The 26,162-nt window shown below is 57.4% G+C and carries 22 protein-coding genes; 8 read left to right on the top strand and 14 right to left on the bottom strand.

Going from position 1 to position 26,162, the window contains the following annotated elements:
* Nucleotides 1-52: 52 nt before the first annotated feature.
* The 3 genes from mnmH to FAES_RS05875 form a co-directional block, all read right to left on the bottom strand.
* A complete protein-coding gene (mnmH, locus tag FAES_RS05885; protein ID WP_015330283.1) occupies nucleotides 53-1,096 on the bottom strand; it encodes a tRNA 2-selenouridine(34) synthase MnmH in 1,044 nt (347 codons plus the stop codon).
* Nucleotides 1,096-1,818, bottom strand: coding sequence for a pyridoxine 5'-phosphate synthase (locus FAES_RS05880; protein WP_015330282.1), 723 nt, complete (start codon nucleotides 1,816-1,818; stop codon nucleotides 1,096-1,098). The genes mnmH and FAES_RS05880 overlap by 1 nt, the downstream gene beginning before the upstream one ends.
* Nucleotides 1,819-1,940: 122 nt before the next feature.
* Nucleotides 1,941-2,906, bottom strand: a complete 966-nt coding sequence (locus FAES_RS05875) for a sugar phosphate isomerase/epimerase family protein (protein ID WP_015330281.1) — start codon at nucleotides 2,904-2,906, stop codon at nucleotides 1,941-1,943.
* Nucleotides 2,907-3,000: 94 nt separating this feature from the next.
* Between FAES_RS05875 and FAES_RS05870 the strand changes: the two genes are divergently transcribed.
* From FAES_RS05870 to FAES_RS05855, 4 genes are all read left to right on the top strand, one after another.
* Nucleotides 3,001-3,444 (top strand): hypothetical protein, encoded by a 444-nt coding sequence (locus FAES_RS05870; RefSeq protein WP_015330280.1) that lies wholly within the window; start codon nucleotides 3,001-3,003, stop codon nucleotides 3,442-3,444.
* Between the two features lie 33 nt (nucleotides 3,445-3,477).
* Nucleotides 3,478-4,539 carry a saccharopine dehydrogenase family protein gene (locus FAES_RS05865; protein ID WP_015330279.1) on the top strand — a complete coding sequence of 354 codons (1,062 nt, stop codon included), beginning with the start codon at nucleotides 3,478-3,480 and terminating at the stop codon, nucleotides 4,537-4,539.
* Nucleotides 4,536-5,159: an MgtC/SapB family protein gene (locus FAES_RS05860; protein WP_015330278.1), complete on the top strand. Its 624-nt coding sequence runs from the start codon at nucleotides 4,536-4,538 to the stop codon at nucleotides 5,157-5,159. The genes FAES_RS05865 and FAES_RS05860 overlap by 4 nt, the downstream gene beginning before the upstream one ends.
* Before the next feature lie 69 nt (nucleotides 5,160-5,228).
* Nucleotides 5,229-5,846: a hypothetical protein gene (locus FAES_RS05855; RefSeq protein ID WP_015330277.1), complete on the top strand. Its 618-nt coding sequence runs from the start codon at nucleotides 5,229-5,231 to the stop codon at nucleotides 5,844-5,846.
* A 128-nt stretch (nucleotides 5,847-5,974) separates the two neighbouring features.
* On the opposite strand, the gene FAES_RS05850 is transcribed toward FAES_RS05855, so the two are convergent.
* From FAES_RS05850 to ybiA, 5 genes are all read right to left on the bottom strand, one after another.
* Nucleotides 5,975-6,451 carry an NADH-quinone oxidoreductase subunit A gene (locus FAES_RS05850; RefSeq protein WP_015330276.1) on the bottom strand — a complete coding sequence of 159 codons (477 nt, stop codon included), beginning with the start codon at nucleotides 6,449-6,451 and terminating at the stop codon, nucleotides 5,975-5,977.
* A gap of 71 nt (nucleotides 6,452-6,522) precedes the next feature.
* The gene (locus FAES_RS05845) at nucleotides 6,523-7,275 is read right to left on the bottom strand and encodes a porin family protein (RefSeq protein WP_015330275.1); all 753 of its coding nucleotides are present in this window, start codon (nucleotides 7,273-7,275) and stop codon (nucleotides 6,523-6,525) included.
* Between the two features lie 289 nt (nucleotides 7,276-7,564).
* Nucleotides 7,565-8,122, bottom strand: coding sequence for a YqgE/AlgH family protein (locus FAES_RS05840; protein ID WP_015330274.1), 558 nt, complete (start codon nucleotides 8,120-8,122; stop codon nucleotides 7,565-7,567).
* An 81-nt stretch (nucleotides 8,123-8,203) separates the two neighbouring features.
* Nucleotides 8,204-8,785, bottom strand: coding sequence for a DUF4230 domain-containing protein (locus FAES_RS05835; RefSeq protein ID WP_015330273.1), 582 nt, complete (start codon nucleotides 8,783-8,785; stop codon nucleotides 8,204-8,206).
* A gap of 56 nt (nucleotides 8,786-8,841) precedes the next feature.
* Nucleotides 8,842-9,393, bottom strand: coding sequence for a riboflavin biosynthesis intermediates N-glycosidase (ybiA, locus tag FAES_RS05830; protein WP_015330272.1), 552 nt, complete (start codon nucleotides 9,391-9,393; stop codon nucleotides 8,842-8,844).
* A gap of 391 nt (nucleotides 9,394-9,784) precedes the next feature.
* Here ybiA and FAES_RS05825 point away from each other — a divergent pair, with 391 nt between their 5' ends.
* Nucleotides 9,785-10,744, top strand: coding sequence for a hypothetical protein (locus FAES_RS05825; protein ID WP_015330271.1), 960 nt, complete (start codon nucleotides 9,785-9,787; stop codon nucleotides 10,742-10,744).
* A 213-nt stretch (nucleotides 10,745-10,957) separates the two neighbouring features.
* Here FAES_RS05825 and FAES_RS05820 read toward each other — a convergent pair whose 3' ends face one another.
* The 4 genes from FAES_RS05820 to FAES_RS05805 all read right to left on the bottom strand — a co-directional run bounded on the left by FAES_RS05820 (nucleotide 10,958) and on the right by FAES_RS05805 (nucleotide 15,723).
* Nucleotides 10,958-13,033 (bottom strand): auracyanin family protein, encoded by a 2,076-nt coding sequence (locus FAES_RS05820; RefSeq protein ID WP_015330270.1) that lies wholly within the window; start codon nucleotides 13,031-13,033, stop codon nucleotides 10,958-10,960.
* A gap of 68 nt (nucleotides 13,034-13,101) precedes the next feature.
* On the bottom strand, nucleotides 13,102-13,440 hold the full coding sequence (locus tag FAES_RS05815) for a tRNA-binding protein (protein ID WP_041257587.1): 339 nt from the start codon (nucleotides 13,438-13,440) through the stop codon (nucleotides 13,102-13,104).
* 1 nt (nucleotide 13,441) lies between these two features.
* A complete protein-coding gene (locus tag FAES_RS05810; RefSeq protein ID WP_015330268.1) occupies nucleotides 13,442-15,004 on the bottom strand; it encodes a protein of unknown function DUF1080 in 1,563 nt (520 codons plus the stop codon).
* 116 nt (nucleotides 15,005-15,120) lie between these two features.
* Nucleotides 15,121-15,723, bottom strand: coding sequence for a murein L,D-transpeptidase catalytic domain family protein (locus tag FAES_RS05805; protein WP_229364431.1), 603 nt, complete (start codon nucleotides 15,721-15,723; stop codon nucleotides 15,121-15,123).
* A gap of 293 nt (nucleotides 15,724-16,016) precedes the next feature.
* Here FAES_RS05805 and treY point away from each other — a divergent pair, with 293 nt between their 5' ends.
* On the top strand, nucleotides 16,017-18,836 hold the full coding sequence (gene treY, locus FAES_RS05800) for a malto-oligosyltrehalose synthase (protein ID WP_015330266.1): 2,820 nt from the start codon (nucleotides 16,017-16,019) through the stop codon (nucleotides 18,834-18,836).
* A gap of 97 nt (nucleotides 18,837-18,933) precedes the next feature.
* On the opposite strand, the gene FAES_RS05795 is transcribed toward treY, so the two are convergent.
* Nucleotides 18,934-20,448 (bottom strand): hypothetical protein, encoded by a 1,515-nt coding sequence (locus tag FAES_RS05795; protein ID WP_041257586.1) that lies wholly within the window; start codon nucleotides 20,446-20,448, stop codon nucleotides 18,934-18,936.
* Nucleotides 20,449-20,693: 245 nt separating this feature from the next.
* Nucleotides 20,694-23,213, bottom strand: a complete 2,520-nt coding sequence (gene priA, locus FAES_RS05790) for a replication restart helicase PriA (RefSeq protein WP_015330264.1) — start codon at nucleotides 23,211-23,213, stop codon at nucleotides 20,694-20,696.
* Nucleotides 23,214-23,403: 190 nt separating this feature from the next.
* On the opposite strand from priA, the gene FAES_RS05785 reads away from it, so the two are divergent.
* Together FAES_RS05785 and FAES_RS05780 are read left to right on the top strand one after the other, a co-directional pair.
* Complete coding sequence (locus FAES_RS05785; RefSeq protein ID WP_015330263.1) at nucleotides 23,404-24,990, top strand: hypothetical protein; 1,587 nt, start codon at nucleotides 23,404-23,406, stop codon at nucleotides 24,988-24,990.
* A 139-nt stretch (nucleotides 24,991-25,129) separates the two neighbouring features.
* Nucleotides 25,130-26,149: a YpdA family putative bacillithiol disulfide reductase gene (locus FAES_RS05780; protein ID WP_041257584.1), complete on the top strand. Its 1,020-nt coding sequence runs from the start codon at nucleotides 25,130-25,132 to the stop codon at nucleotides 26,147-26,149.
* Nucleotides 26,150-26,162: the final 13 nt, after the last annotated feature.

Raw genomic sequence — 26,162 nt, 5'->3', positions numbered from 1 at the left:
GAGGTCCCTGGCAACCACCGGGGACCTCTTGCATTGGAAAGAGTTTCAAGGCTTACGGAAACACTCCGTTAGGTACGTTCGCATCAGCCCAGGCGATTAATTTCTGGGCAGTTTGGGTGGGATCGTCGGTGGCGATAGGTATGGGCGAAACACTGCTTTTGTCGCGCTGATTAAGGCTATGCAAATAGGCCTTGTCGTAGTAGTTAAGCGTGAGGTCGGCCACGGTGGCGTAATCGCCCCGATTCAAGGCGTCGATGGCGTCTTTGTAAGCCTGCCCGCCCAGCCGCTTCCGAATCCGTTCGGTCGCTTCGACCAGCAGCGTGTGGTCGATACCCGTGTATTCGCGCACCAGTCGCTCCACGCGCACGGCTCTGGGTACGTCGATAAACGCGACCGGAGCCGTCTGCATCTGCTGCCAGAGCGACATCGGCACGAAGCATTTGCCCACACTACGACTTTCATCTTCGATCCACACCCGCTTCGTCGGATCGAGGTGGCGGTAGTGGTCGAATACCCGATTCTCGTATTGCTCCGTCGACGGTTGGGGTAGTTGGCCAATGGCCCCGTAAGATGACCCCTTGTGGTGCGCCAGCCCTTCCAGATCAATCACCTGTTCGCCCAGCGCGGCCAGTTGTTTCAGCACGTCGGTTTTGCCCGAACCCGTTTTTCCGCCCAACACCAGCACCTGCCTCGGCTGCGCCAGACCGGTCAGTACGGTGTTGCGGTAGGCTTTGTAGCCTCCTTCCAGCGTCTGCGCCCGAATCCCCGCCGTGTTGAGCAGCCAGGCCATCGAGCCCGATCGCATGCCACCGCGCCAGCAATGCACCAGTACCTCGCGCCCGGCCGGGTTAAGGGCCTGCGCCTGCCGCACGAAATCAGCCATTTTGGGACCCACCAGTTCCAGCCCGCGCAACACGGCGGCATCGCGCCCCACCTGTTTGTAGATGGTGCCGATTTCGGCCCGTTCGGCGTTGTCGAACAGGGGCATGTTTACGGCACCGGGTATGTGGGCGTGGGCGAACTCCCCCGGCGAACGTACGTCGAGCACGGGCAGTGTCTGGCCCTGATTCAGGAAGTCGTCGACAGCAAGTGGCATTATTCCGCAGTCGTTAATTCACGCCGGTAAAGCTGAATGGTATTTTCCAGGCCGAAATAAAGCGCGTCGCAGATGAGGGCGTGCCCGATCGATACTTCCAGCAGGCCAGGTACGTTGCTGGCGAAGAAACGGAGGTTTTCCAGACTTAGGTCATGGCCCGCGTTGAGACCCAACCCCAATTCCTGCACCTTCCGGGCCGCCTGCACAAAGGGTGCAACGGCTGCTTCGCGATCGGACGGATACTGGGTCGCGTAGGGCTCGGTGTAGAGTTCGATGCGGTCGGTCCCGACAGCTTTGGCGCCTTCCACCATCCGTTCGTCGGCATCCACGAAAATCGACACCCGAATACCGTCTTCCTTGAACGTGTCGATGAGGCGCCGCAGGTGATCGGCGTGGCGAATGGTGTCCCAGCCGGCATTGGACGTGATGGCGTCGGGGGCGTCAGGCACAAGGGTTACCTGCGCGGGTTTTACCCGTTTGACCAGTTCGATGAACCGTTCATCGGGGTTGCCTTCGATGTTGAACTCCGTCGTGACGACCGCGTGTAGATCGAGCACATCCTGATATCGGATGTGGCGTTCGTCGGGGCGCGGGTGCACGGTGATGCCCTGTGCCCCAAACCGTTCACAATCCAGCGCGACCTGCACCAGATTGGGGTTGTTGCCGCCGCGGGCGTTACGAATCGTGGCGATTTTGTTGATGTTGACGGATAAGCGGGTCATAATGCAAAAAGGGTAATGTACAATGTACAATGAACGATGTACAATGGTTCTACGCCGTTATCCTCATGCTATCATCGTCCCCACTACACATCATTCATTGTGCATTATCCACTATCCATTCATCAGCTAATCAGCGCGCGCATTTTCTGGTAGGCCGTTTTAGCAACTACGTCGGCGGGCTGGGCGTAATAGCCTTTGTTGAAAACTTCGAGCGAGAGCACCACGGGCCGGTCGGGGTTTTTGATCATCGCCAGCGCGTCGCGGATGGGCGCTACGCCGTCGCCGGGAAAAACGCGGTCGGCATCGGTAATCTGAGCGGGCGTGAGCGTGGCCGGATAATCGTTGACGTGAAACACCTCGACGGCCGGTTTGCCCACCAGGGGCAGAGCCGTCAGGCCCGAGCCGCCTTTGTAAAGGTGATAGATGTCGAGCAGCAGCCGGGCGTTGGGGTGGTTCGCTTCAGCAGCCACAAACAGCACGTCGGAGAGCCGGTTGAGGTTTTTGGCAAAGCCCCACAGTTCGAGTTGAGGCGTTACGCCCATCTGCTTGCCCAGTTCGAGCAGGGCGTGGTAGCGTTCGGCCACCCGGTGCAGATCGAGCAGGGGGGCGTCGGGCGTTTGAGCACCTACCGGCGGGGCCGCTACCCGCTTGCAGCCGATCTGCGCCAGTTGTTCCATTTCCCGCTTCATCTGATCGAGGCCTTTCTGGCGGGCGGCAGTATCATCGACAATCCAGGGTGCAAAGCCAATGGCGTTTTCGGCCGTCAGCCCCAAATCGGTAAGGCGCAACCGGGCTTGGGATGGCGAATTCGTCTTCAGGAATTCCTGCAAGCTGTTCACCCAGATTTCGACCGACTCAAAACCCGCTTTAGCGGCCGTTTCGAGTTCGCGGGCAAACCCCAGCTTATGCCCCATGATCGTGCTCATATTGAGGCAGAGCGTAAAGGGCGCTTTGGGCGCCAGCGACGGCGCGAAAGGGGAAGTAGCCACGGCGGGCAACGTACCTGAGCGAGCAAGAGCGGGGGTGCCAAGAGCGGCAGTGCCAAGGGTAGCAAGCGCCTGACGGCGGGAAAAGGAGCGATGAGCCATGAGTCGGGATGGTAGACGACGGCGGGCGGGCTAGCCTAAGCAAAACAGCCACTTCCGGCGCAAACAAGTTATAGCGAAAAGCATACGTACTGATATGACTACTTTCTCGAATGCCCTGCTGAGTGGCCTGGCGGGGGCCGTTGCCCTCAATGCCCTGCACGAAACCGTCCGGCAGTTTACGCCCGAAGCGCCCCGCGTGGATAAGCTGGGTAAACGCGGTATCATCAAGCTAACCAAAGCGGCCAACGTACCCACGCCCACGGGCAAGTCGCTCTACGCTGCCGCGCTGGCGGGCGACCTTACTTCTAACGCCCTGTATTACAGTCTGATTGGCACCGTATCACCCAAAGCGGCGCTGCCGATGGGCGCTGTGCTGGGTACGTTGGCGGGAGCCGGGGCCGTTACGCTGGCCGAGCCGCTGGGGCTGGGCGACGAACCCGTTCGGCACACCGCCACCACGGCCGCACTGACGATCACCTGGTATGCGGTGGGTGGGCTGGTTACGGCGGCGGTATTTAGCTGGTTGAGCCGGAACTGATACCTTGCACCGAATTTTCATCCTGCGGTGCTTATGGACAACGCGTTTCTGCTCTACGGAGCCACGGGCTACACCGCCCGCCTGATTCTGGAAAAAGTGACCCCGTTTGGTCTCAAGCCCATTTTGTGCGGGCGCGACGAGACCAAACTGCGGGCGCTGGGCAGCGAATTTGGCCTCTCCTACCGCGTGGCCGACCTGACCAACGCCATCGCCCTCAACAACGCCATGCGCGATGTGCCGGTGGTGTTGCACTGCGCCGGGCCTTTCTCAAAAACGGCCATGCCCATGCAGCAGGCCTGTTTGCGCAATGGCGTTCATTACCTCGACATCACCGGCGAAGTGGCGGTCTTTGAGCAGGGGGCGTCCCTCGATGCCCAGGCCAAAGCAAAGGGCGTTATGCTGATGTCGGGCGTGGGGTTCGACGTGGTCCCGACTGACTGCATGGCGCGGTTCCTGTACGACCGCCTACCCGATGCCACGTACCTGCAACTAGCCTTTGCCAACGAAGGCGGAAGTGTGTCCCACGGTACAGCGCAAACGGCCGCCGATAACCTCGGCACGGGCGGGTTGGTGCGCGAGCAGGGCAAGCTCAAAGCTGTGCCTTATGCCCATCGGGTGCTCGACGTGACGTTCGCCAACGGCCAAACCCTGCCCTGCATGAGCATTCCGTGGGGCGACGTGTCGACGGCCTATTACACCACCGGCATTCCCAACATCGAGACGTTTATGGCCGCCGACCCAACGGCGATCCGGCTGGCGCGGGCGGGCAATTACCTGGGCTGGCTGCTGCGGCAGGGCTGGGTACGTCGGTTGATTCAGGGGCAGATCACCCAGCGTGTTACGGGACCCGACGAAGCCAAACGCAGCCGCGCCAAAACGCAGGTCTGGGGCCGGGTAGGCAACGCCGCCGGCCAAACCGTAACGGCTCGCCTGACCGGCCCCGACGGTTATGAACTGACGGCGCTGGCCGCGCTGACGATTGTCCGAAACGTAGTACAGGGGCAGGCTAAACCTGGCTTTCAAACCCCCGCCGGACTTTTTGGGTCTGATCTGGTGTTAGCCATTTACGGCGTTTCCGCTTTTTCGATGGCATGAATTTTTACCTGGAAGATCTCTATCGTTTGTTGCTCGCCCTCGCCGCAGGGGGGCTGATCGGTGCCGAGCGCGAGTACCGCTCGAAAGCCACGGGTTTCCGCACCATGATCATGATCTGCGTGGGTGCCACGCTGTTTACCATGCTCTCTACGCGGCTCGGGGGCGACCGCATTGCGGCCAACATCGTGAATGGCATCGGCTTTCTGGGCGCGGGCATCATCTACAAAGAAGAAAGCCGCGTGAAAGGCCTTACTACGGCCGCCACCGTCTGGGCGGTATCGGCCCTCGGCATGAGTATCGGCTCCGGCCATTACGACATTGCGCTGGCTGGCTTCGGCATCATCATGGGGTCGTTGCTGCTGCTGGCCAGGTTGTCGTACACCATCACGCGCCTTAACCAGACCCGCGAATACAAAGTCGTAACGACCTACCAGAACAAGACGCTGAACAAATACGAGCAGGCGTTTATTGATTGCGGGCTGTCGCCACGCCGGGGCCCTCAACAGCGTATTGGTACGCAGATGATCGGGCGCTGGAAGGTGTCGGGCCCCGAAAAAGCGCATGAAAAATGCATCAAGCGCATGCTCAATGACCCCGACGTGAAAGAGTTCGTGTTTTAAGGGGCTGCTAATGCGAAAGCTAGTACCCGTTTCGTTATTTAGACTGTTTTTTATCCATTGCACAAATCCATGAAACATATCCATCGTTTTTTGCTGCTCTTTGCCTTGTTATCGTCTAGCGTGGCTTTCGGTCAGATCACCGAAGACCCCGAAGAACGCCGCGACCAGGGGCAGGCTCCGCTGAAATCGCAAACCCCGGAAGGCAATCCGTTGCCCTTTAAAGATCGCCTGCGTTATGGGGGCGGCATTTCAGCGCTTTCATTTAACCCCTTCAGCATTGGTGTCTCGCCAGTGGTGGCCTATCAGGTCACCGAGCATTTTGTCGCTGGTATTGGCGCGGGCTACACGTATACCAACTGGAAGAACTTCTACGGCGGCAACCTGAACCAGTATTCAGGGCGGCTGTTCGGCATGTATGAGTTCATTCCAAACATTCTGCCGAACCTGTACGCCCACGTTGAGCTAGATCAGCGGTCGTTCAGCACATCGGGGCAGTTGACCGTGGCTGGGCGTACTACGGGTTCATCAACGGCTACCTGGCTGGGGGCTACCTACTCGCAGCCCATCGGCCGACTCTTCGCGGCCAACCTGTCGTTTCTGTACAACGTCAGTTATTCAGTCAATTCGGTCAATGATCAGGTGTTGTACGGCAGCAGTCCGTTCACCATTCGCATTCTGTTCTTCTAGCGTTGGCCTCGCCACTTCCCTAAGGAGTCAATAGCAGCGAGTAGTAACGTAAAAAGCCTTCCGGGAGTAGCCATTGCTACGTACCCGGAAGGCTTTTTTTTGGGGTCAACAAGCGCCAGCGTTTCTGGTCAAGGCTTTCGTCCGCTGTACTTCTGGTTGATCTGCTCGTAGAGTTGGCTGGGTACGTTGCTCGCAACGGTCGGGATCTGCGGCTGGGGTTTTTCCCAATCCAGATAGCCTTTCGCCCAGGCGTAGGCTAGTCCAACGGCCAGAATCACGACGAACAACACAACTTCAGTGAGCGTGAACCAGCCCCACAGGCCGTCGGTCTCGGCAATGAGGGTAGGCTGCGCGAAAACGGTCGCCCACGGAAACAGGAAAACCAATTCGACATCGAACAGCACAAACACCAGCGCCACTACGTAGAAACGCGGATTAAACTGAATACCCGCGTTGCCGACCGGCTCTTCGCCCGACTCGTAGGTGGTCAGTTTCTCCTCGTTGGGGTGGTCGGGGCGGAGCAGCTTCCCGAACAGCAATATGCCCACAATGAACGCGAACGCGGTCAGAATGAACAGCAGCATGATACCAAAGTCGGAAAGCATAGAATGAAGGCGGAATGAGGAATGATGAGCGATGACAAGCCTGATCCAGCCTATTCATCACTCATCATTCCTCATTTTTTGTAAAAGTTATACACCACCCCTACCTGGAAAGCGCGGTTCTGAAGGGTACTGTTAACGGTTTCGGGGATTTTAGTCAGCCCGTAGACGTAGCGAATATTCAGGCTGAACTTATCGAGCATGTCGAGGAAATCGTAGTGAACCCCAAGCGCAATGCCCGCGTCGCGGCTACTCTGCGGCCCGTTGGTCGTTTCGATGCGCCAGCTGAATTCGGGCCCGGCCTGAATTGTCAGCCCTTCGACGGGGATGTACCCGAGCATGATGGGCAGGCTTATGTAGTTAAAATTGTTCTCGATCGTTGCCCGGTTAGACGACCCGATTTGCAGGCGCTGGTAGTTACCGCCTTTGATCTGGTAAAGCAGTTCGGGCTGAATCACAAACTTGCTGAACCGGTACCGATACAGCACCCCAAGGTGAATGTCCAGATCCCGCTTTTCGATGCTCGGCGATACGCCCGTGATGGGCGCGCTGGTGAGTTGTGCACCGGCTTTCACGCCAAAATGACCAGTGTAGAGCAGCGCACTAGGGCCATAGCCGCCGGGTGCGTATTGCCCTTTTCGTTCGGGCCGGGCCTGCTTGGGGCTGGGGTCGGTTTCAGGAACAGCGGCAGAAGCCTGGAGCGGAATGGTGATACCGGGTTGCGCGGACGGGGCGACGGGGAGTGAGTCGCCAGGCGTGGTCTGCGCCAACGTACCTAGCGGCAGGCACACACTCAACGCATAAATAACTACTTGATGGATACGCATTTAAGAAGACGTTAGCTCTGGGAAAAGAGGGTAAAGTTCACCGGTCAATGATCAACGTTTCGGCCAGTAATAGCCTGTTACGTTAGCCAGTGAACCTTGGGCTCCCTTCCCAGACCCTTATAGAACGCCGGACGTTGGCGAACGGTACGACAAAGTTGGTTAAAAAACCGTTCATAGCTTACACGTTTCCCGTTCACTGTCTTCCGTCTTCTGTTGGCTGGCGCCGGAATAAGCAGGCGCCCGCTAACAGTAAACAGAAGACAGAGGATGGTAAACCTGTAAACTAGTGTCAGTTAAGCCTGGGATCGACGGGGTAATTGGAGAGTACTTTGTACTGCCCGCCCATGCGTTTCAGGATGCCGCGCCAGAGTTGATCGGCGGGCGTGTCAAACAGGAAATTCCCGTCGGTCTGGGTGATGATCCAGGTTTTCTCGTCGAGTTCGCGGCTCAGTTGGCCCGCCTCCCAGCCCGAATACCCGATGAAAAAGCGGGCGTCGTTTTCCGTCAGCGTGCCGATGTTGAGCGCCTGTTTCACCTGCTCGAAGTTACCGCTCCAGTAAATACCCTCGCCCAGCGGAATCGAATTGTCGATCAGGTCGGGGCGCCGATGCACGTAATGCAGCGTGTCGGGCTGCACGGGGCCACCTACAAACAGCGGAATATCGGCGTAGACGTCGTCGATCACGTCGCTGACGTGCAGGGTGGTGCTCTGGTTCAGAATTAGGCCAAAGGTGCCATCGTGTTCGGTATGCTCGCAGATAACCACCACACTTCGCTCGAAGTTGGCATCGCCCAAAAACGGTTCGGCGATTAACAGGCTATTGCGGGCAATGGTGGTCGTGTTCATGGTTGTATCGGCTGGCGCTTAGCAAGAATACGGCAATCCTGATTGACGGGCTGCGTATGTCCGGAAAAATTAGCAACAGGTCTATCGAAATACAAGACCTACCCGCTTTTTGGTTAGCTGGCCCAGCAGCGGGCGTAATAGCGTAACCGCATTCTGCCGGGTTTGGCCGAGAATGCCGCTTTGCAGCGCCGAGGCTTTTACTTGCGCTTCGGCCCGGCGGTAGGCATCGCTCACCAGCTGCGCCTCGTTCAGGAACGTGTACTGCGTATCGTAAACCCGCGACCGCTGATGATTGATTTTCCAGACGCATACCTCCGGGGCTGGCAGGCGCAGCGTCAGCGAGTCGCCTTGGGTGATAACGTCGTCGGGCGTGATTTTGGTGAGATCCACACAGCCGACGGCCTCCCCTTCGATGATGAGCACGGCCCGCGAATTGGGCAGAATGGTATTAACCTGCTCGTGCTCCACGATGTCTTTGAAGGTGTAGCGTACCAGTTCGAGTTTGCCCAGCGCTGTGACGCGTTCGAGCACCACACTATGCGTCGTCTGGTCGGGTTGCCGGGTGAAGCGGGCCATAAATGGGGCGGTACGTACCTGCTCCCAAACGGCCAGTAACCCAACAACAAGAAGCCCCCAAAAACCGAGGCGAATAAGTCGATTCATGGGGGCAAGATAGCTGGTAAAGCCAGAAATTGCTGACCAACGGCCAGCCAGCGAGCTTACTCGTGCCGCAATTGGTCGCGCACATCCATCAGGGCAAACCCAAGCAGATTCAGCCCCTGCCACTGACCAGGGTTGGTAACCCGCTCGTCGGAAGCAGCCAGCCCGATACCCCAAATACGATCGACAGGGCTTGCTTCGACCAGCACCCGATCATTCGTATTGAGCAGAAACGTTTTGAGCGTTTCGTGCTGACTGAACTTGTGTTTATTACCCTGCATGACCAGATCATACCGGCGGCCATTCCAGATCGTATCATTGAAGCCACGTACCTGTCGTCCAATCTGTTTGGCTTCTCCGGGTGATTTGGCAGCGATCACTCGCTGGAAAGCGTCGTTGTCATTGAACAGGGCCGCCTTCTGAGCCATCATCCAGTGTTCAGCCGTAGCATACCGTATACCCTCAACCTCAAAGGGAGATGCCCACCACTGGCTAAAGCATGACGCTGTTAGCTCCCCGTTTTTGGCGGGTTGATGTCCCCAGAAGAACAGGAATTTTAGCTTCTTTTTCCGTTGAAAATCGGCGACGAGTGAGTCGATCGTATACAGCATCCGAATGCCAGTTATCGTTTTACCAACTTAGTTGCAACAATGCTTCTTCTCACAAATTGCTAGCCAGCCCAGGTAATCAGCAGGTAATAATCGCCATTTCCGTACCAATGCAGACCTGTATAGAAGCGGACTTTCGCTTACACTTTTTCAATCATCACGCAGATTTTGGCTGACAGCTTCCACCTAAAACTACCAGTTATCACGCCGGAAGACAGGCACTAAAATTTATTTCGCGATAGAGTAACGCAGTGAACATGACCGACATCAGGTTGTGATCGGACACCCATCATGGTTAGGCTAGGACAGAAATCTCAACTTTCGGGGTGCGATACTTACTCGTTGGGTTGAACCAACAGAGGCGGTCGCCATCTACTTAGATACTCACAAGGCTATGCGTCAGCTTCACGGTTTCCAATTGTCGACACTGTTGGCAGTTATTAGTTTAGGTATACTCCAAACAGGTTGCCTACCAGACCACAACCCATCTCCCCTGTCCTGCCGCCTGACGAGTGCTACACAACCGGCCAATCTAGTTAACTCATTCTTCCGCAGTGAAGAATGGGTATATAACGTCGGCGGGCGACTGGATATCTACAAAAATCAGGTAGGCAGAACTTTGATCACGAACCAATATACCTACGACAACAACGGCTACATGATCAGTAACGAGAGCAGGCCCCTGAGTAACGAAGTTTATGGCTACGTGAATGGTCGTTTAACGACGGCGACACGTACTGGATCAATTAGCCAGCAGATAGATCAAACAACCACGTACGAGTACGATGGATCGGGTAAGCTTACGCGTATTGTGATTTCCAGAACCGACCCTTTTGAGATCGAAACCTATTTCTTCAATAATGGGCTACAGACGGGCTATAAAATTAGTACGGTTGCCCGCCTTGATTTTCAGCCTTACACGTTTGAAAACGGATTGGTAAAGGAAAGCACTCTTCAGACCCCAACAACCTATACATACGATAGTCAGGGGCGGCGCACCCGCGTTGATTTTTCAGGCTCCGCGCAGTACGATTACATGCTTTATGAATATGCTACCGGCAGGCTCACTTCTGAAGCTGCTCCCTCCCTTTTTAAAGGGTGGCCCGATGAACTACGAACGCCCTTGAACAGCACAGGGGAAGGGCAGGGCTTGTTGTCGAAGGTACATTATTTCGTAAAAGGCACTGCCGGTACTTTCGTCAAGAGTCGGGAAATCCTGTTTAGTTCGACCCAGAACAGGAATGGCTTCCCATTAACTGTACAGGCTGTTGACCGTAGCTATACGTCAGCAGGCGAGCAGACAAGCGAACGTACCTACGAGGTGGCTTCATACAGCTATGATAACTGTCAATAGCACGGTTTAGGTGGCCGAAGCATCAGTGAAGATAGAGCCAGTTGATGATAACGTTTTACCGACCTGCATCGGGCTATTCACGACTGTAACTTTCCCCAGCAAGAAATCTGTCGGAATCGACTCTGTTAGCCAAAAGCTACTCCCAAGGTCAGGCTCACTTTCAGCCTATAATCTGAAAAGAGCCTGACCTTGGGAGTAGCTGGGATTTGTTACCTATTTCACGACGCGCAACGTACCTACCATGAACATGGAGTGGCCGGGGAAGGTACAGACGAACTGGTAATTGCCGGGCTCGGTGGGGGCGGTGAAGTAGATGCTCTCCGCCGATTCGGGTTGCAGAATATTCGTGTGGTACAGCACGTTCGGCGAGTTGGGTACGTAGTTGAGCTTCGCGCCGTTGAGGTTCAGCTTCAGGGCTGCCTCACCCACCGACGCCGACGTACCCGGCTTCACAATCACGCAGTTGTGGAGCATGTCGTCGTTGTTGTTGAAGACCCATTTGATCCGGCTACCCGCTTTCACTTCCACCTGCTCCGTATCGAATTTCAGGCCCGGTTTGGTGCCGATGCTGATCGTCTGATCGGGGCCGTTGGTCCAGTCGGCGGGCTGCTCCGTCGTGCGCTTGGCGGCTACGGCGGCCACCGTCTTTTTGGCGGGCGTAATCGCTTTGCCAGCGGCTTTACCGCCCTTCGCGTTGGTAGCGGGCGTGGTGCTCGCCATCATAGCCGAGTGGTCGTGGGCCATCGGTGCGGTGCTCGCCGACGCCATCATGCGGGCCGGTACGTTGGCGCGGTCACCAGGGGCAATGGCGTTGAGTGTGTAGTAGCCGGTGTTGTGCAGCAGCGACAGCCCGCCCGTAGCCGATTTGACACCCTCGGCTTTCACTTCATGAATATAGCCTTCGCGCAGCGTAGTGTCGGCCACAATCCGGGCCGAGAGACCGTCGGCGCTCAGGATGACGCCCCGGATGGGTACGGTGCGGGCGTCTTCGATGGGGCTGCCGTAGGTGCTGTGGTACTTGTAGGTGAAGCTATTGAGGCTGTAACTAGCCGGGTCTTCGCCAGTTTTACGATCGACAGGCATGGTGAACGCGATCTCGAAACCGTCGGGCCGCGAGCTGATGGTCTTCATCTCGAAAGGTGTTTTACCCGTCCAGACGAGGCGCTGCACGCCAAACGGCGATTTGCCCGTTGCGGCCCAGCCCCGGCTGGTCATCCCCACGAACATAGAGCCGTCCTGCCCCCATAGCATCCGCAGAATCCCTGACTGAAAGCCCTCGCGGAACGGGAAACAGGCGCCCTGCCACTTACCGTTTACCTTTTCGAGCGTCATCCGCATGATCTTGCTGTGGCCCTGATCGCCCACGAACACCTGCCCGGCAAAGGGACCAAACGCGCCGTTGGTGGTGTCTTCGCGCATGTCGGAGGTCGAGATGCCCATTAGCGTATGGGGGAACCACACGGCGGGCACCTTCAGGTTTTTCACCGTTTTAGCCACTTCGTGCATGGGTTTGCCCGTGCTGGGTACGTCTTCGGGTTTGAGGCTTAGCGGTGAGCCTTCTTCGCCACTCCAGCGCAACCCGGCGGGGTTACCGGCAAAGTCGCCTTTTTCGAGGTGCGTCACCCGGCCCGAGCCAACCCAGTCACCCTGGTTTTCGGCGTAGAAGATGCTGCCATCCCGCAGAGCCATAAAGCCCGCCGGCGAGCGTAGGCCCGTGGCCCAGGGGGTCATTTCGCCTTTATCATTCAGCCGCAGCATCCAGCCGCGCCATTTTGAGAGGCTCCCGCCTTTCCCGATCCAGTCGACGTTGAGCGTGATCACCATGTCGCCATCGGGCAGCGGTAGCGGACCATAGCTGTACTGGTGATAGTTGCCCGAGAGCGGCCATTTGTAAAACGAGCGGTATTCGTCGGCAATGTCGTCGCCGTCGGTGTCGATCAGGCGGGTTACTTCGCCGCGCTGCGTAGCAAACAGCTCGCCCTTGAAAGGGCCGGTGGTGCGGTAGAGCAAGCCGAGCGGCTCGTGAAGGCCGGTGGCAAAGCGTTTGAACGTCGGCTGGCGGCTTCCCTGCATGTAGGGGTTACCAATCAGCCAGACCTCACCACGCCGGGTGCTTACAGCCAGCCGTCCGTCGGGCATGGAGGTCATGCCGCCCACTTCGAGCGCAACCCCTTCGGGAACGGGCAGGGTCACGATGCGGTAATAATCATCTTCGCTAGCCGGTTTTTGCGCCAGCGTTACCGTGTGAATCAGCGAAAGAGCAATCAGCGAAAGCGCGAGCTTTTTCATAGAGTTTTGATTGTCAAACACCCAAACCTATAAGGTTTTCAAAACCTTATAGGTTTAAGATGAAGAAGTTATCCGATCCGCAGGCCATTTTCGGCGGGATGGGTGGTTGTTAATAAGGTAACGGTTTTGTCGGGAGCTACACTGCCCAATACCAGGCATTCGCTCATGAACGGACCAATTTGTTTTGGCGGAAAATTGACGACTGCCACCACCTGCTGCCCCACCAGCGTGTCGGGCTGGTAAAGGTGCGTGATCTGCGCCGACGTCCGCCGGATACCCACCTCGGGGCCGAAGTCGATGGTGAGTTTGTAGGCGGGTTTGCGGGCCTGCGGAAAGGGCTCGGCCGACTGGATGGTCCCGACCCGCATATCAACGCGCTCAAATTCGGTCCAGCTAAGGGGCTCCATCTTAAAATTCAAGGGAATAACTAACGGTGGCGTTCCCATTTTTGAGCGCAACAGGCATCACCAGTTCCTGCTTCCCGCCACTCTGCCGAATCGAAGCGGGCGCTTTGGGGTCGAGACGCACAAAATAGCTGCGGTCGTCGATGGCATACACGCCTTTGCCTACGGCTTCGATGTTTTTGCTGGCCGCCAGTCGGCAGTACAGCGGCGATGAAGCCGTTCCGTTGATGGTCAGCGTGCGGGCAAGGGCATTGGCCGAGGCGCGGATTTGATCGCGGACCGTTGCGCCAGCCAGCGTGTATTCGGCGGTGGGGTTGCCTTCTTTATCGAGCACCAGACCTTTATACTGCAATACATTAGTACCCAGGCTATCGGGCCAGGCAGCATCCGTGTTGGCGAGCGGGGCTAAAGCCGTGCGGGGAGCGGGGCGCACCGTCGTACCGGCCGACTGGAGCAATTGCGGTTCACCACGTTCGTACCACATCTGCGTTACGTCGGCAAAATCGCCTTTCCAGGCCATCAGCAGCGCCATCTGGTTCAAATCGACGCTGTAGTGCATACCCGTTTGGCTCCCTACCGACAAGGCGTGGGTCCGTTTAGACACCTCGCCGGGCATCTGGATAAATGACCGGATCAGCGTGGGGCGGGGTTCGGGCTGGGCCAGCATGGTGCTGATGGGCGTGACTTCGGGCAACGATCCGCTCACGTGCAGCGGCTGAGGGCGCGTGTCGGGCTGGCTGATGAACAGGCCCAGACCGGGGGCGGGCCACGACCGGGCAAAGGCTACCTGCACGTCGTGCGTACCGGCGGAAAGGTTGATCGGCTGCGAGACGGGATCGACCAGGTCACGGTAGGTCATCTGAATCACCGGCTTACCATCGACCCAGACACCGGCCACGCCACCCATTTGCAGGTCGAGGATGTAATCGCCCGCCGCAGGTACGTTCAATTTGCCATCATACAGGATCGTGAAGCGCCCCGACTGCCCGTACGACACGTTGTAGTTGATGCCCGCATCGGTGTCGGTTTTCACGGGTTTCTGCTTGTCGAGTTCGGCCCGGTTTTCGAAGCTGCCTTTATACAGCTTGTAGGTTACGGGGCCAGCCCAGTTGGCCACGGAGCGGTCGGCCAGGGGGCGCACCACCACGTTACGCACCGTTGCCGAGCCGTTGTTAACCGTCAGCTGTACGGGTTGGTTGCCCCCTTTACCGGCAATCAGGTTAGCGCCCTCCTGCACGGTCACACCGTTGATCAGCAGCTTGTTGAGCATGGGAGGCATACCCTTGCGGGCGGCCTGATAGCTCAGCGACACGGTTTGCCACAGGCCGGGTAGTTTACCGACCTTACCGTTTTGCAGCGGAATCGCCTGTCCGTTCGATAGGGTCAGCATGGGGGTCGCGCCGTTTGTCGGCATCCAGTCGAATTGCAGCAGAAAATCAGCGGGCTGCGTAGTCAATACCAGCGGTTTTCCGGCGTCGACAGTCTGTGTTTGGGCCACTGTAGGCGTTGCCAGCAGGCACACGCAGGCCCAGAAAGCGCCAGCCGCAATAAATGATTTATTGATCATGAAATTTAGGGTACGTTCGGAAGAGCCGCACTGGCTTCCGGTTGCTATTGAAGTAAAAGCAGAGAACGGGTGAAGTTTCCTATCGAGAATGGGATTAAATAGCTGAAATTAACCCATTACCGGGCCGCTACCGCCAATGACTCACGCTTTCCGTTGATAAACGACGACGTAGCCAGATACTGGCTGTCGGGGTAGTACACAAACAGCGTAGCGCCACCTTCTACGGTTTTGATAATGGGCGTCGACAGGGCGTCAGGAACAGCGGGGCATCCCTGGCTGCGGCCCAGCATGCCGGTGTGGCGGATGGTATCTTCGCACACATAGGCCGCCCCGTGCAACACAATGTTTCGGTCAAACACGCGATCGTTGATACCCGGCTCCAGCCCTTTCAATTTGAGCGATAAGCCGTGCTTTCCCCAGTAACGACCCATCGTGCGGTAAAACCCCAGACTCGACTGCATCGAGGACGCCACGTTTGAAAACTGGCGGGGCCGCAACGTACCTGAGCCCTGCCCATGCGCCACGTACGTCTGAAACAGCAGTTTCCGGTTAGCCAGGTCGATGACGTACAGGCGCTTGTTAACAGAGGGCTGCGTCATGTCGGCCAGCAGCAACAGGGGTTTTGGTTTGGCTACGTACTGCATCCCGCTCACGCCCAGTTCATACGCCCGCCGGTTCAGCCCCAGTAATTCCAGGTCCAGATCGTCGTACAGGTGCATGCGTGGATCGGCGGAGGTGGTACAGGTACGGGCCGGTTTCACTGTCGGTTCAACCCTTCGCAACGGGGCAGTCCCACAGCAGAACAAGGCCAGAATAGGCAGTAGAAAAAGTTTCATGCAACTACGGTCGGCTTTACTGGTTAAAGATAAGAATTACTACCCCACCCCCGGCCCCTCCCCTTAAAAAAGGGGAGGGGAGAGCTCCGCTGCGTTGGCTCTTCAGAGTAAGGCGAAGCCAAAACTCCCCTCCCCTGCTTTCAGGGGAGGGGCTGGGGGTGGGGTCACACCACGTTATGTACAATCCTGTCTCGACCTATCGCGTGCAATTGCATGCCGGCTTTACCTTCGCCCACCTGCAACAGCAGCTCAACTACCTGCACCAACTCGGTGTAACCACCCTCTACGCCGCGCCTACCCTGGCTGCCACCCCCGGCAGTACCCACGGGTATGATGGCATCGACCCGCAACGGATCAACCCCGAAATTGGTACCGTCGCGCAACTGCGGGAACTGAGCCAATGGCTACGCGACCGGGGTATGGGCTGGGTGCAGGATATTGTGCCTAACCACCTTGCTTACCACCCCGCCAACCCCTGGGTGACGGACGTGCTGGAAAAAGGGCAGCAATCGGTCTACGCGGGCTATTTCGATATTCCCGGCACCAACGAGCTGTTCAGCGGTACGCTGATGGCGCCGTTTCTGGGCAAACCGCTAAAGAACATCATCGCGGGGGGCGAGTTACAGGTGGCTTATCAACATCAGCGGCTGGTGCTGGCCTACTACGAAAACCATTTTCCGCTGGCCCCGCATACCTACGCCCACGTGCTGACCACGCCCGTCGGCACCACGGTTGAGCCAGCCAACGTACCGGCGGCACTGGCTCAGTGGCTCGATCAGATCGACGGGCTCTACGTACCTGAGCCGACGCACCCGACCGTTTACGAAGGTAACGTAGCCACGCAGGGCCAACAGGCGCAACCCGAAGCCCGCCGTGCCCATTCGACAGCTGATGAGCATACTACCGCGGCTGCTGCCTGGGACGCTGCCCGGCTGGAACTGGCCGCCTTAATGGAGGATAACGACGAGGTGCGTGCTTATGTCGAGTATCGGTTAGCCACCATCAACCAATCGGTCGATGAACTGCACGCGCTCACCGAGGATCAGCACTACCGGTTGTGCGATGGTGAGGAAACACGGCGGCGCATCAACTTCCGGCGTTTTTTCACGGTCAACGGCCTGCTGTGTCTGGCGGTGGAACGCCCAGAGGTATTCGAGCACGTGCATTCACTCATTCAGGAACTGGTTGACGACGGTACGTTTCAGGGCCTGCGCGTCGACCACGTGGATGGGCTGTTCGATCCGGCGGGATACCTCGACAACCTGCGTCGGGCGATGGGCGACGAATCCTACATCGTAGTTGAAAAAATTCTGGAGCCGGGCGAAAACCTACCCAACTGGCCCATTCAGGGAAGCAGCGGCTACGATTATCTGGCGCTGGTCAATAATTTGCTGACCGATGCGACGGGTGAGGCGGCTTTCACCACCTTCTACCAGCAACTGGTGGGCAATGCGACGTCGGTACACGATCAGATGTTCAGCCGCAAGGCCTATATTCTGTATCACGATATGGGTGGCGAACTGGCCAACCTGTACAAGCTTTTTTACAATCAGCAACTGGTGCCGGCCGAGCGCATGGCGACCATCAACGAGACCATGTTTCTGCTGACGCTGGCCGAACTGCTGGTGCGATGCCCGGTTTATCGGTTCTACGGCAATCAGTTTCCGCTCCCGGCCGATGAAGCGGAGGCTGTTCGGCAGTTGCTCGATTCTGTGCGCGAACGGGCTGTTGAGTTTGGGGCATCGGTCGATCTGCTGACCGATATCTGGCTGCAAAAGCCACTCGAAGGCGATGCGGATTACAACGCCCGCGCCCTGCGGTTCTACCAGCGCTGCATGCAGTTTACGGGACCAATCATGGCAAAAGGCGTGGAAGACACGCTGCTGTATACCTATTCCCGCTTCATCGGTCATAACGAAGTGGGCGATTCGGCGGAGGCGTTTGGCATGGACATCGACACTTTCCACCTGGCCATGCAGGACCGGCAGGCGCAGTGGCCGCTGGCCATGAACGGCACGTCGACCCACGACACCAAACGGGGTGAAGACGTACGCGCCCGCCTCAACGTGCTCACGGCCCTAGGTGACGAATGGCCACAGACCGCCCAACGCTGGCTTTCGTTGAGCGCCGCCCAACGCCCCAACAACATGCCCGACCCCAACGACGCTTACTTCGTGCTCCAAACGCTGGTTGGCGCTTACCCGTATGAGGAAGGCTCAACGGCCTGGGATCAGGAAGACAACTTCGGCGGGCGGATGCGTAAGTACCTGGAGAAAGCCTTGCAGGAGGCCAAGCGGCACACGAGCTGGGTACGTCCCAACAAACCGTACATGGAGGCAACCTACGCCTACGCCGATGCCTGGCTCGACAAAAATGGCCCGCTCTGGCCCGAGCTTGACGCGTTCATTAACCGCATTGCCGATTTCGGGATTGTCAATTCGTTGGCGCAGGTGCTGCTGAAATTCACCACGCCCGGCATGCCCGACGTTTATCAGGGCTGTGAACTGTTTGACCTGAGCTTGGTAGACCCCGACAACCGGCGGGCGGTCAACTACGAGCTACGAACCCAACTGCTGACCGCGCTTCAGAGCGACCAAGCGCCACAACCCGACCGGCTCTGGGAAAGCCGCCGCACGGGTCAGATTAAACTCTGGCTGACGCACAAACTCCTGACCGAACGCCGCGAGCATCCGGACTTTTGGGCGTCGGCTGGGTACGTTCCCCTACCCGTAGACGGTACGCACCGCGACCATGTACTGGCGTTTGCCCGCCAGACCGACACGGCTGGGTACGTCGTCATTGTGCCGCTACACCTGGCTCGCCTCGCCAACCAAACCGGCGCTACCGACCCACTCGCGCTCGACTGGCAGGATACGCGGGTGACACTTCCCGGCACTGGTACCTGGACGGATGTGCTCACGGGCCGCACCGTGGCTGGTTCAACCATTCAACTCGCCGAAGGCTGGCCGCTGGGCTTGTTTAAACGCAGAGCGTAAGGCGGTAAAACTACTGCGGCCTGCTTGCGATGCATTTGAGTTGCCCCTTGCAAAGGCAACTCAAATGCATCGCAAGCAGGTTGACGCGGAATCCACTTTACAGGTTATTCAGGTTGCTGTTGAAGGGCAAAGCGAGACTGATGCCAACCTGAAGCCGGTCAAGAGCACTTTTGCCGGGTAGCAACTGGCGATTCAGATCCATAAAATTGGCCATCAGCTCTACGTTGACAGGCGCTTTTTTCGTCTGGTCAGGCAGCGAAAACAGGAACCCAAAGCCAAGATTCTGGCTGGCGTAGCGGCCGGTGGTTGTGCCACCAAACAGATCCAGACTCACCACGTTGGTCAAATTGGGCATTGTAAGCAAAATCCGCCCTTCCAGGTTCAACATGGCCCAGTTTTCGTAAGGTCCCTGCCAGTAAGTCGATCCATCTTTGGTGATGCTTTTCCCGCGCAACTGAGGCGCGGCATCGGCTCCGTAAGTTTCCAGCAACCGGAGCTGATTCGTGTTCTGCACCGTTGCTGATAGGGTTGCCAGCGACCGTAGCCGATACCAGGCGCGGGAGCCATCTTTTTCACGGCGAAAATCTTCCGTAAATACCGAGTAACTGAGCCCTGCTTTGGCCCCGATGAATAGCCCATCCCCAGCGGGTTGCGTCGAATCTGGGCGAATGGCATCGGTTACGCCCGAGAGGTTGCCCAGGACCGTCCACCAGTTTGAGCGCACATAGTTGACGCGCGGTTTACCGGCCTTCATTTCCAGTTCGAAATACTGATCTTTGTACTTTTTGTCCAGCACCCCATAGAAGGCGATCCGATCGCGTAGCAGGCTCTTACGGAATGCAGCGGTGTCCTTCTCGAAGCTTGGTTCCTGTCCCGTGTAGCCCGATAAAAATGCAGCCAACGCCTGTCGCTGCTGCTGGTTAAACTGAACCGTATCGCGCGCGTAGTCAACAACGATAGTCTGTAGAATGTATTCCCGTTCCCGTCGCATAGTATCGACCTGCACCTTGTCGTACCAGATACTGCCCCGACCAAACACCGTAAAGTTGGCATACAGTCCCACTTCCCGGCTGAATTTTCGGCCACTAAACAGGTTGCCCAACCCCGTGATTATTTTCGTCTTCAGCCCGTAATTCCAAACCGACTGTACCTGTTCAGCCGAATCTTTGTTCGTCTTTGTACGCCCTAGTGTAATCAGTCCATCCGACGAATTGGCCGAAAAATACGTGTCGTAGTAGCTCACATCCTCTTTTCCCGTCAGGTAGCGCACCGTCTGTACGGCCATGTACCGATTCAGCGTGGGTTTACTAAGCAGATCATTCGCCGCGATTTTTTTCGCACCCTTGGGTGACCATGTGTGCTTACCACCCTTCCCGCCCAACTCCATTGACTCGGCGGGCATTTCGATAACCATTGCCGCCCGCTCGGTTACCGGCTGCATACTGCGTGGGCGGGGTTTTGACAGGGGCAACGCCTTGTCAGGGCGTTGAGCGAGGCGGTTCAGGAAAAGCAGCGTTTTGCGCGGATAATACTGACTGGTATCGGCGGGCGTCTGAGCCACTACGGCGGTAGCTGACAGCCAGCTTAATAGGGTGAGCAGGCGGGTAGACATGTGGGATAGCATTCGTTTCGTGAAGCCCCAAAAATAGAAGCCCAATGCCCCTCAACGCACCGTATCTTCCCCGGTTTCTAACCCCGGAAAAAGACCTAACCAACCGCCTTAATTGGTTGATTTAGCCTGCTCAATCCGGCATGATGTTCGCGGGCATATAGCTAGTTCATCACGAATGCACGCGCTATTTTCCGCAATAAATAGCTGGCAGGATAGCAACCATGGTATTGAGTAGGCGGAAGCTGTTACAAACAATCCACGTCGATCACGATGCTGACCTGGCGGAGGCCTTTGTCGGTGAGGATGTCGGTGATACGCTCCTGGATAAAGGTTTTCACCGCCTTGACGTTGATCTTGTCCTTTTCAAGCTTGACCAGAATGTCGTAGAGAAACTGGTTGCGGATGCGTTCCACCAGCGGCTCTTCCGGCCCCAGCACGCGCTCGTCGCCCAGCTTTTCGGCTAGTTCGGCGCGGAGGCGGTCGGCGGCGCGTTTGCTGATGCGCTGATCGGTGTGGCGCACGGTCAGTTTGATGAGCCGGGAGAAGGGCGGGTAGTTGAAGTCGCGCCGTTCGCCGATCTCGTCTTCGTAGAGACCCAAATAATCGTTATCGATCACTTTTTGCAGCACCGGCTGTGTAGGGTTGCCGGTCTGAATGAGCACGCGCCCCTGCCGGTCGGCCCGGCGCCCCGCCCGGCCCGATACCTGCGTGATCATCTGAAACGCCCGTTCGGTTGCCCGGAATTCAGGGAAGTGAATGATCCGATCAGCGTCGAAAATACCGACGAGGCTCACGTTGTCAAAGTCGAGACCCTTCGTAATCATCTGCGTCCCGACCAGGATATCGACCTTACCCGCCTCAAACTCGCTGATAATCTGTTGATAGGCATTTTTGGCACGGGTGGTGTCGAGGTCCATACGCTGAATGCGGGCGTCGGGAAACATGATCTGCAACTGATCTTCGAGCTTCTCGGTCCCGTAACCCACCGTCTTCACCTTGGTCGAACCGCAGGTAGGGCAGACTTTGGGCACCGTTTCTTTGTGGCCGCAGTAATGGCAGCGCAGTTCGGCCGCCCGCATGTGATAGGTTAGGCTGACGGCGCAGTTGAGACACTGGCTCGTCCATTCGCAGTCTTCGCATTGCAGGTAGGGCGAGTAGCCGCGCCGGTTCTGGAACAGAATACTCTGCTGTTTCCGCTCCAGATTATCGGCCAGCGCTTCATACAAGACCGACGAAAACTCGTTTTTCATCGTCTTCTGCTTGCGTTCGCGCTTCACGTCGACCAGCGCGATAAACGGCAGATTGGCGTCGCCGTATCGCTGAAACAATTCAACCAGCCCGTAGCGCCCCTGCTTGGCCTGGTAGTAGGTTTCGATGCTGGGCGTGGCCGAACCGAGCAGCACTTTGGCCTGCTGCCACTGGGCCATCATCATCGCCACGTCGCGGGCGTGGTACCGCGGAGCCGGGTCGTGCTGCTTGTAGGAGGTTTCGTGCTCTTCGTCCACGATCACCAGACCAAGGTTGTCGAACGGCAGAAACACCGCCGACCGTACGCCCACCACAAACTGAAACTGCCCCGACACGATGCCTTTCCAAACCTCCACGCGTTCGTTGTCGGAGAACTTGGAGTGGTAAATGCCCATTTTATCGCCGAAGACTTTTTGCAGGCGCACCACAATCTGGGTCGTCAGCGCGATTTCGGGCAGTAGGTACAGCACCTGCGATCCGCTCGCCAGCACCTTCTGCACCAGATCGATGTAGACCTCGGTTTTACCGCTACCCGTGATGCCGTGGAAGAGCACGATGCCTTTCTCGCCGAACTGCGCCATGATGCTGTCGGCAGCGGTTTGCTGGGCGGGCGTCAGTTTGATTTCTTTCTGCGGGGAAAACGTATCGGCGAAGCGCGGTTGAATGACCTCGAACGTGAGGAACACCTCGTTCTTGATCAACGTACCCAGCGACGATTGCGACAATTCGTCGTCCTGATTCAGGATGGTTTTGTCGAGGCCGTTTTTGTTGAGCGCCGGGTTGCGTTGCATGGGCACGTGCCGCAGGTAACGCATGACCACCTCCTGTTGCTTCGGTAGCTTGTCGAGCCGTTGCAACAGCGCCAGCAACTGTTCGGGCTGCTCGTAGTTGGGGTGGAGTTTCACCTTCCGCACCATCTTGGGTACGTATTTTTCTTTCACCTCGTCGAACACGATGACCGCCCGCTTGTCGACCAGCGATTTGATCAGCGTGGGTACGTTCACTTCACCCGCCAGGCGGCCCAGTTCTTCGTAGCTCAACGACGGGTGTTTCTTCAGTTGCTCGAGCAGGGCCGACTCCTGTTCATTTAGCAGTTCGGGGTAATCGAAATCGGGGTTGAACTGCACCTTCGACTGGCTCGTGATCTTCAGGCCCGACGGTAACGCCACGTTGAGCACCTCGCCGATGCAGCACATGTAGTAGGTTGACATCCAATCGAATAACTGCAACTGATAGCCCGTCACGAGCGGGTATTCGTCGAGTAGTTCGAGCACGTAGCGGGCCTGGTAGTTTTGGGGCGGCTGGTTGTGAAGCTTCGCCACGACGGCCGTAATGACCCGGCTCTTCCCGAAGGGTACAATCACCCGCGCCCCCACCTTGATCGCCTCGACCATGTCGCGCTTGACCCGGTACGTGAACAAACGTGGCACGGGTATCGGCAAAATCAGATCGGCGAAGACGGTGATTTCTTCGGTAGTCGAGTAGGAAAATAGTGTATTTGTTGCCGTTTCATTCATGAGAAAGTCACTTCCAGTAAATATACCCGATGCTACTGGCCAAACTGGCAAGGGATTTGATGCAAAAGCCCTACCCCCCAGCCCATAAAGATACGCCGACCAGCGCCTGATTTTGCCTGCAAACTCAATCCGACGCGCCTCGATCGAGCTATCTGCCTTAGTACAGCCTATTTACGTAGTACAGCCTCAGATGAAAAACGAGTACGCAACCGTCCAATGGGGGATGGCCTTGCGAAGTTGGCTAACCAGTTTGCTCCTGATAGCCAGTTTCCAGATCCAGGCGCAGGTCGCGGGGGACACCTTCTTTACAACCAGCATTACTGCCAATCGGGTAGGCTGCCCTACCCTGACAACGCCTGTCAACGCGCTATCGATATGTGCCAATGCGACCGCGCCCAGCCTGCCCTTAGTCTCTACCAACACAACCTCCACCGATAGCCTGCGGCTGGTCTATTTCACCAGCCCGCAGTCAGGCACGGCCATGTACTCGGGCGGCACCCCGCTGGGTACGTATGCACTCACCAACCCGTTGGCCAGCACCGTTACGGCCTCCCTGGCCAGTCTACCAAACGCTACCGGCACGGCCGTCGTGTATTACGTCTACGGCCTGCTCGCTCCCACCCCCAGCGACCCAGCGTGTCGGGTATCGGCCCAAACCACCGTCACAGTCTTTCCGGGCGTATCGATGGCGCTGACGCCCCGGTCGACAACCCTGACCTGCACCAATCCTTACGCCGCCCTGAGCTTGACTAACCCTACGCCGGGGGCCAGCTATTCGTGGTGGCGCAGCGGTAGTCCAACGCCCACCAGCGGTACGTCGATCACGGTGAGTCAGCCCGGTACTTACACGCTCACGGGGCGGCTCGGCAACTGCTGGGGCACCGCAACGACCGCCACGGTCAGCAGCGATCAGCGGCCGGGCACGGTATCCGTCAACCAGGGGGCGTTGAGCTGTAGCACACCAACGATAACCCTCACGGCGACCATCACGGGACGCTACAGCTCGGTTTTGTGGACAGGTCCCTGGGGTATGGCGGGCGAAGGCAATACGCTCAGCGTCAGCGCACCGGGCATTTACCGGGCCATTGTCACGTTTGCCAACGGGTGCGTCGATGCGTCGAACCCCGCGCGCGTATCGCAGAGCCCCGTGCCGCCACCACTCATTGCCGCTCAGGGCGGGGCTATGGCCTGCAAGACATGCTCCGTCATGCTGTCGGTAGAAACCGACGCCACAGTGCCGCTGTTTATCTGGACGGGCCCTGACGGCTTCAGCAGTACCGATCCTTTTCCGATTGTGTCGAAAGAAGGCAGCTACACGATTGTGGTGAAAGACCTCGAAACGGGCTGCGAAGCCTACGACATCGTGGTGGTTGAAGCGCCCACTAACGATCCCTGCCCACAACCTTTTCTGGACACGCCCGATGCGCTCACGCTCTGTGCTGGCGAGTTACTGCCCGATGTGCGGGTGCTGCTCAATCAGGTGAATCCGGGCGATCAGGTGGCGTTTGTGCTATTCGACACCCCGCAAAGCAGCAGTAGCGCCTATACAGGCGGCACTACGCTGGCGACCGTCACGCCTGAAGTCGATCTGGTCGCAACCCTGCCGGGCAGTACGCTACCGCCCGTTCAGAATCGGAGCCCTGTCGAACAAACACGCTACCTCTACGCCCTGCTCATTCCCCAGCCCGGCCTCGTCGATGGCTGCACACCGGCTCTGGTAACCATCACCATCGGCCCCGGCGGGTGTATGCCCCTCAGCTTCCGGCGAATCAAGTAAAGGGAATGGACAATGTACGATGAGCCGTGGCAGCTCCCATTGTACATTATCCATCGTGCATTATCCATTCCCTACTTCCCGACCTTTCCGGGCTAATTTTGCGTTAGAGGTATATCCATCTGAGCGTAATACAGCCGATATGACTACAAGCGAACACCCTTACGATGTCATCATTGTGGGCGGTGGCCCCTGCGGACTGGCAGCGGGCATTGAAGCCGCCAAAAGCGGTCTGACCCACCTTATTCTGGAAAAAGGCAGCATTACCGAGTCGATTCGGCGGTACCCAAAACTGATGCGCTTTTTCTCGACCGCCGAAAACATTGAGATCGGTGGTATCCCGTTTCCGATTTCGGGCGTGAAGGCCAACCGCAACGAAGCCTTGCAGTATTACCGCAAGGTGGCGGCCTATTTCCAGCTAAATACAAAGATGTTTACGGAGGTGCAGAAGGTGCAGAAGCAGGGCGACCTGTTCATTGTCACGACGACCAACGGTGACACTTTTCAGGCCTACAAAGTCATTCTGGCAACGGGCTACTTCGACAAACCCCGCTGGCTGGGTATTCCGGGTGAAGATCAGGCGCACGTCAGCCATTATTATGACGAGCCGTTCCAGTACTCATTTACCAAGGTGGTGATTGTGGGGGCGGCCAACTCCGCCGTTGAAGCCGCGCTTGAGTTGTACCGCCACAATGTGGATGTGACGGTGGTGCACCGGGGTGAGGATTTTAAGCCGACGGTGAAGTACTGGCTTATTCCCGACGTGAAAAACCGGGTGAAAGAAGGCAAGATTAAAACGGCATTCGATAGTTGCGTAACGCGCATTGGGCCCGATTACGTCCGGATGCATAACCTGAAGACGGGCGAAACCCAGACCATCCCCGCCGATTTTGTCTTGATGCTGACGGGCTACACCCCCGACGCCGAACTGCTCACTCGTTGCGGTATTGACCTTGACCCCGATACGCAGATTCCGGTCTACGACAAGCAGACATTCGAAACCAACGTACCTGGACTATATGTCTGCGGCACGGTCATGGCGGGGATTTACACCGAAAAAGTGTTCATCGAAAATGGCCGCGAACACGCCATCGCCATCATCGACCACATCGTCGGCCGCGAGGAAATCCACAAAGTCAACGAGCTGATTCAGCGGATTTAAACTGTCAGGTTCA

Source organism: Fibrella aestuarina BUZ 2 (assembly GCF_000331105.1).
GTDB lineage: Bacteria > Bacteroidota > Bacteroidia > Cytophagales > Spirosomataceae > Fibrella > Fibrella aestuarina.
This window is presented reverse-complemented; position numbering and strand designations above follow the sequence as displayed.

Excerpts from the sequence above, each read along its gene's own strand:
- FAES_RS05845 (WP_015330275.1), bottom strand. The coding sequence starts at position 7,275 with ATGCGTATCCATCAAGTAGTTATTTATGCGTTGAGTGTGTGCCTGCCG.
- FAES_RS05835 (WP_015330273.1), bottom strand. The coding sequence starts at position 8,785 with ATGAATCGACTTATTCGCCTCGGTTTTTGGGGGCTTCTTGTTGTTGGG.
- FAES_RS05820 (WP_015330270.1), bottom strand. The coding sequence starts at position 13,033 with ATGAAAAAGCTCGCGCTTTCGCTGATTGCTCTTTCGCTGATTCACACG.
- FAES_RS05865 (WP_015330279.1), top strand. The coding sequence starts at position 3,478 with ATGGACAACGCGTTTCTGCTCTACGGAGCCACGGGCTACACCGCCCGC.
- FAES_RS05875 (WP_015330281.1), bottom strand. The coding sequence starts at position 2,906 with ATGGCTCATCGCTCCTTTTCCCGCCGTCAGGCGCTTGCTACCCTTGGC.
- ybiA (WP_015330272.1), bottom strand. The coding sequence starts at position 9,393 with ATGCTGTATACGATCGACTCACTCGTCGCCGATTTTCAACGGAAAAAG.
- treY (WP_015330266.1), top strand. The coding sequence starts at position 16,017 with ATGTACAATCCTGTCTCGACCTATCGCGTGCAATTGCATGCCGGCTTT.
- FAES_RS05815 (WP_041257587.1), bottom strand. The coding sequence starts at position 13,440 with ATGGAGCCCCTTAGCTGGACCGAATTTGAGCGCGTTGATATGCGGGTC.
- FAES_RS05805 (WP_229364431.1), bottom strand. The coding sequence starts at position 15,723 with ATGCACCTGTACGACGATCTGGACCTGGAATTACTGGGGCTGAACCGG.
- FAES_RS05810 (WP_015330268.1), bottom strand. The coding sequence starts at position 15,004 with ATGATCAATAAATCATTTATTGCGGCTGGCGCTTTCTGGGCCTGCGTG.
- FAES_RS05785 (WP_015330263.1), top strand. The coding sequence starts at position 23,404 with ATGAAAAACGAGTACGCAACCGTCCAATGGGGGATGGCCTTGCGAAGT.
- FAES_RS05870 (WP_015330280.1), top strand. The coding sequence starts at position 3,001 with ATGACTACTTTCTCGAATGCCCTGCTGAGTGGCCTGGCGGGGGCCGTT.
- FAES_RS05840 (WP_015330274.1), bottom strand. The coding sequence starts at position 8,122 with ATGAACACGACCACCATTGCCCGCAATAGCCTGTTAATCGCCGAACCG.
- FAES_RS05795 (WP_041257586.1), bottom strand. The coding sequence starts at position 20,448 with ATGTCTACCCGCCTGCTCACCCTATTAAGCTGGCTGTCAGCTACCGCC.
- FAES_RS05825 (WP_015330271.1), top strand. The coding sequence starts at position 9,785 with ATGCGTCAGCTTCACGGTTTCCAATTGTCGACACTGTTGGCAGTTATT.
- mnmH (WP_015330283.1), bottom strand. The coding sequence starts at position 1,096 with ATGCCACTTGCTGTCGACGACTTCCTGAATCAGGGCCAGACACTGCCC.
- FAES_RS05860 (WP_015330278.1), top strand. The coding sequence starts at position 4,536 with ATGAATTTTTACCTGGAAGATCTCTATCGTTTGTTGCTCGCCCTCGCC.
- FAES_RS05780 (WP_041257584.1), top strand. The coding sequence starts at position 25,130 with ATGACTACAAGCGAACACCCTTACGATGTCATCATTGTGGGCGGTGGC.
- FAES_RS05880 (WP_015330282.1), bottom strand. The coding sequence starts at position 1,818 with ATGACCCGCTTATCCGTCAACATCAACAAAATCGCCACGATTCGTAAC.
- FAES_RS05850 (WP_015330276.1), bottom strand. The coding sequence starts at position 6,451 with ATGCTTTCCGACTTTGGTATCATGCTGCTGTTCATTCTGACCGCGTTC.
- FAES_RS05855 (WP_015330277.1), top strand. The coding sequence starts at position 5,229 with ATGAAACATATCCATCGTTTTTTGCTGCTCTTTGCCTTGTTATCGTCT.
- priA (WP_015330264.1), bottom strand. The coding sequence starts at position 23,213 with ATGAATGAAACGGCAACAAATACACTATTTTCCTACTCGACTACCGAA.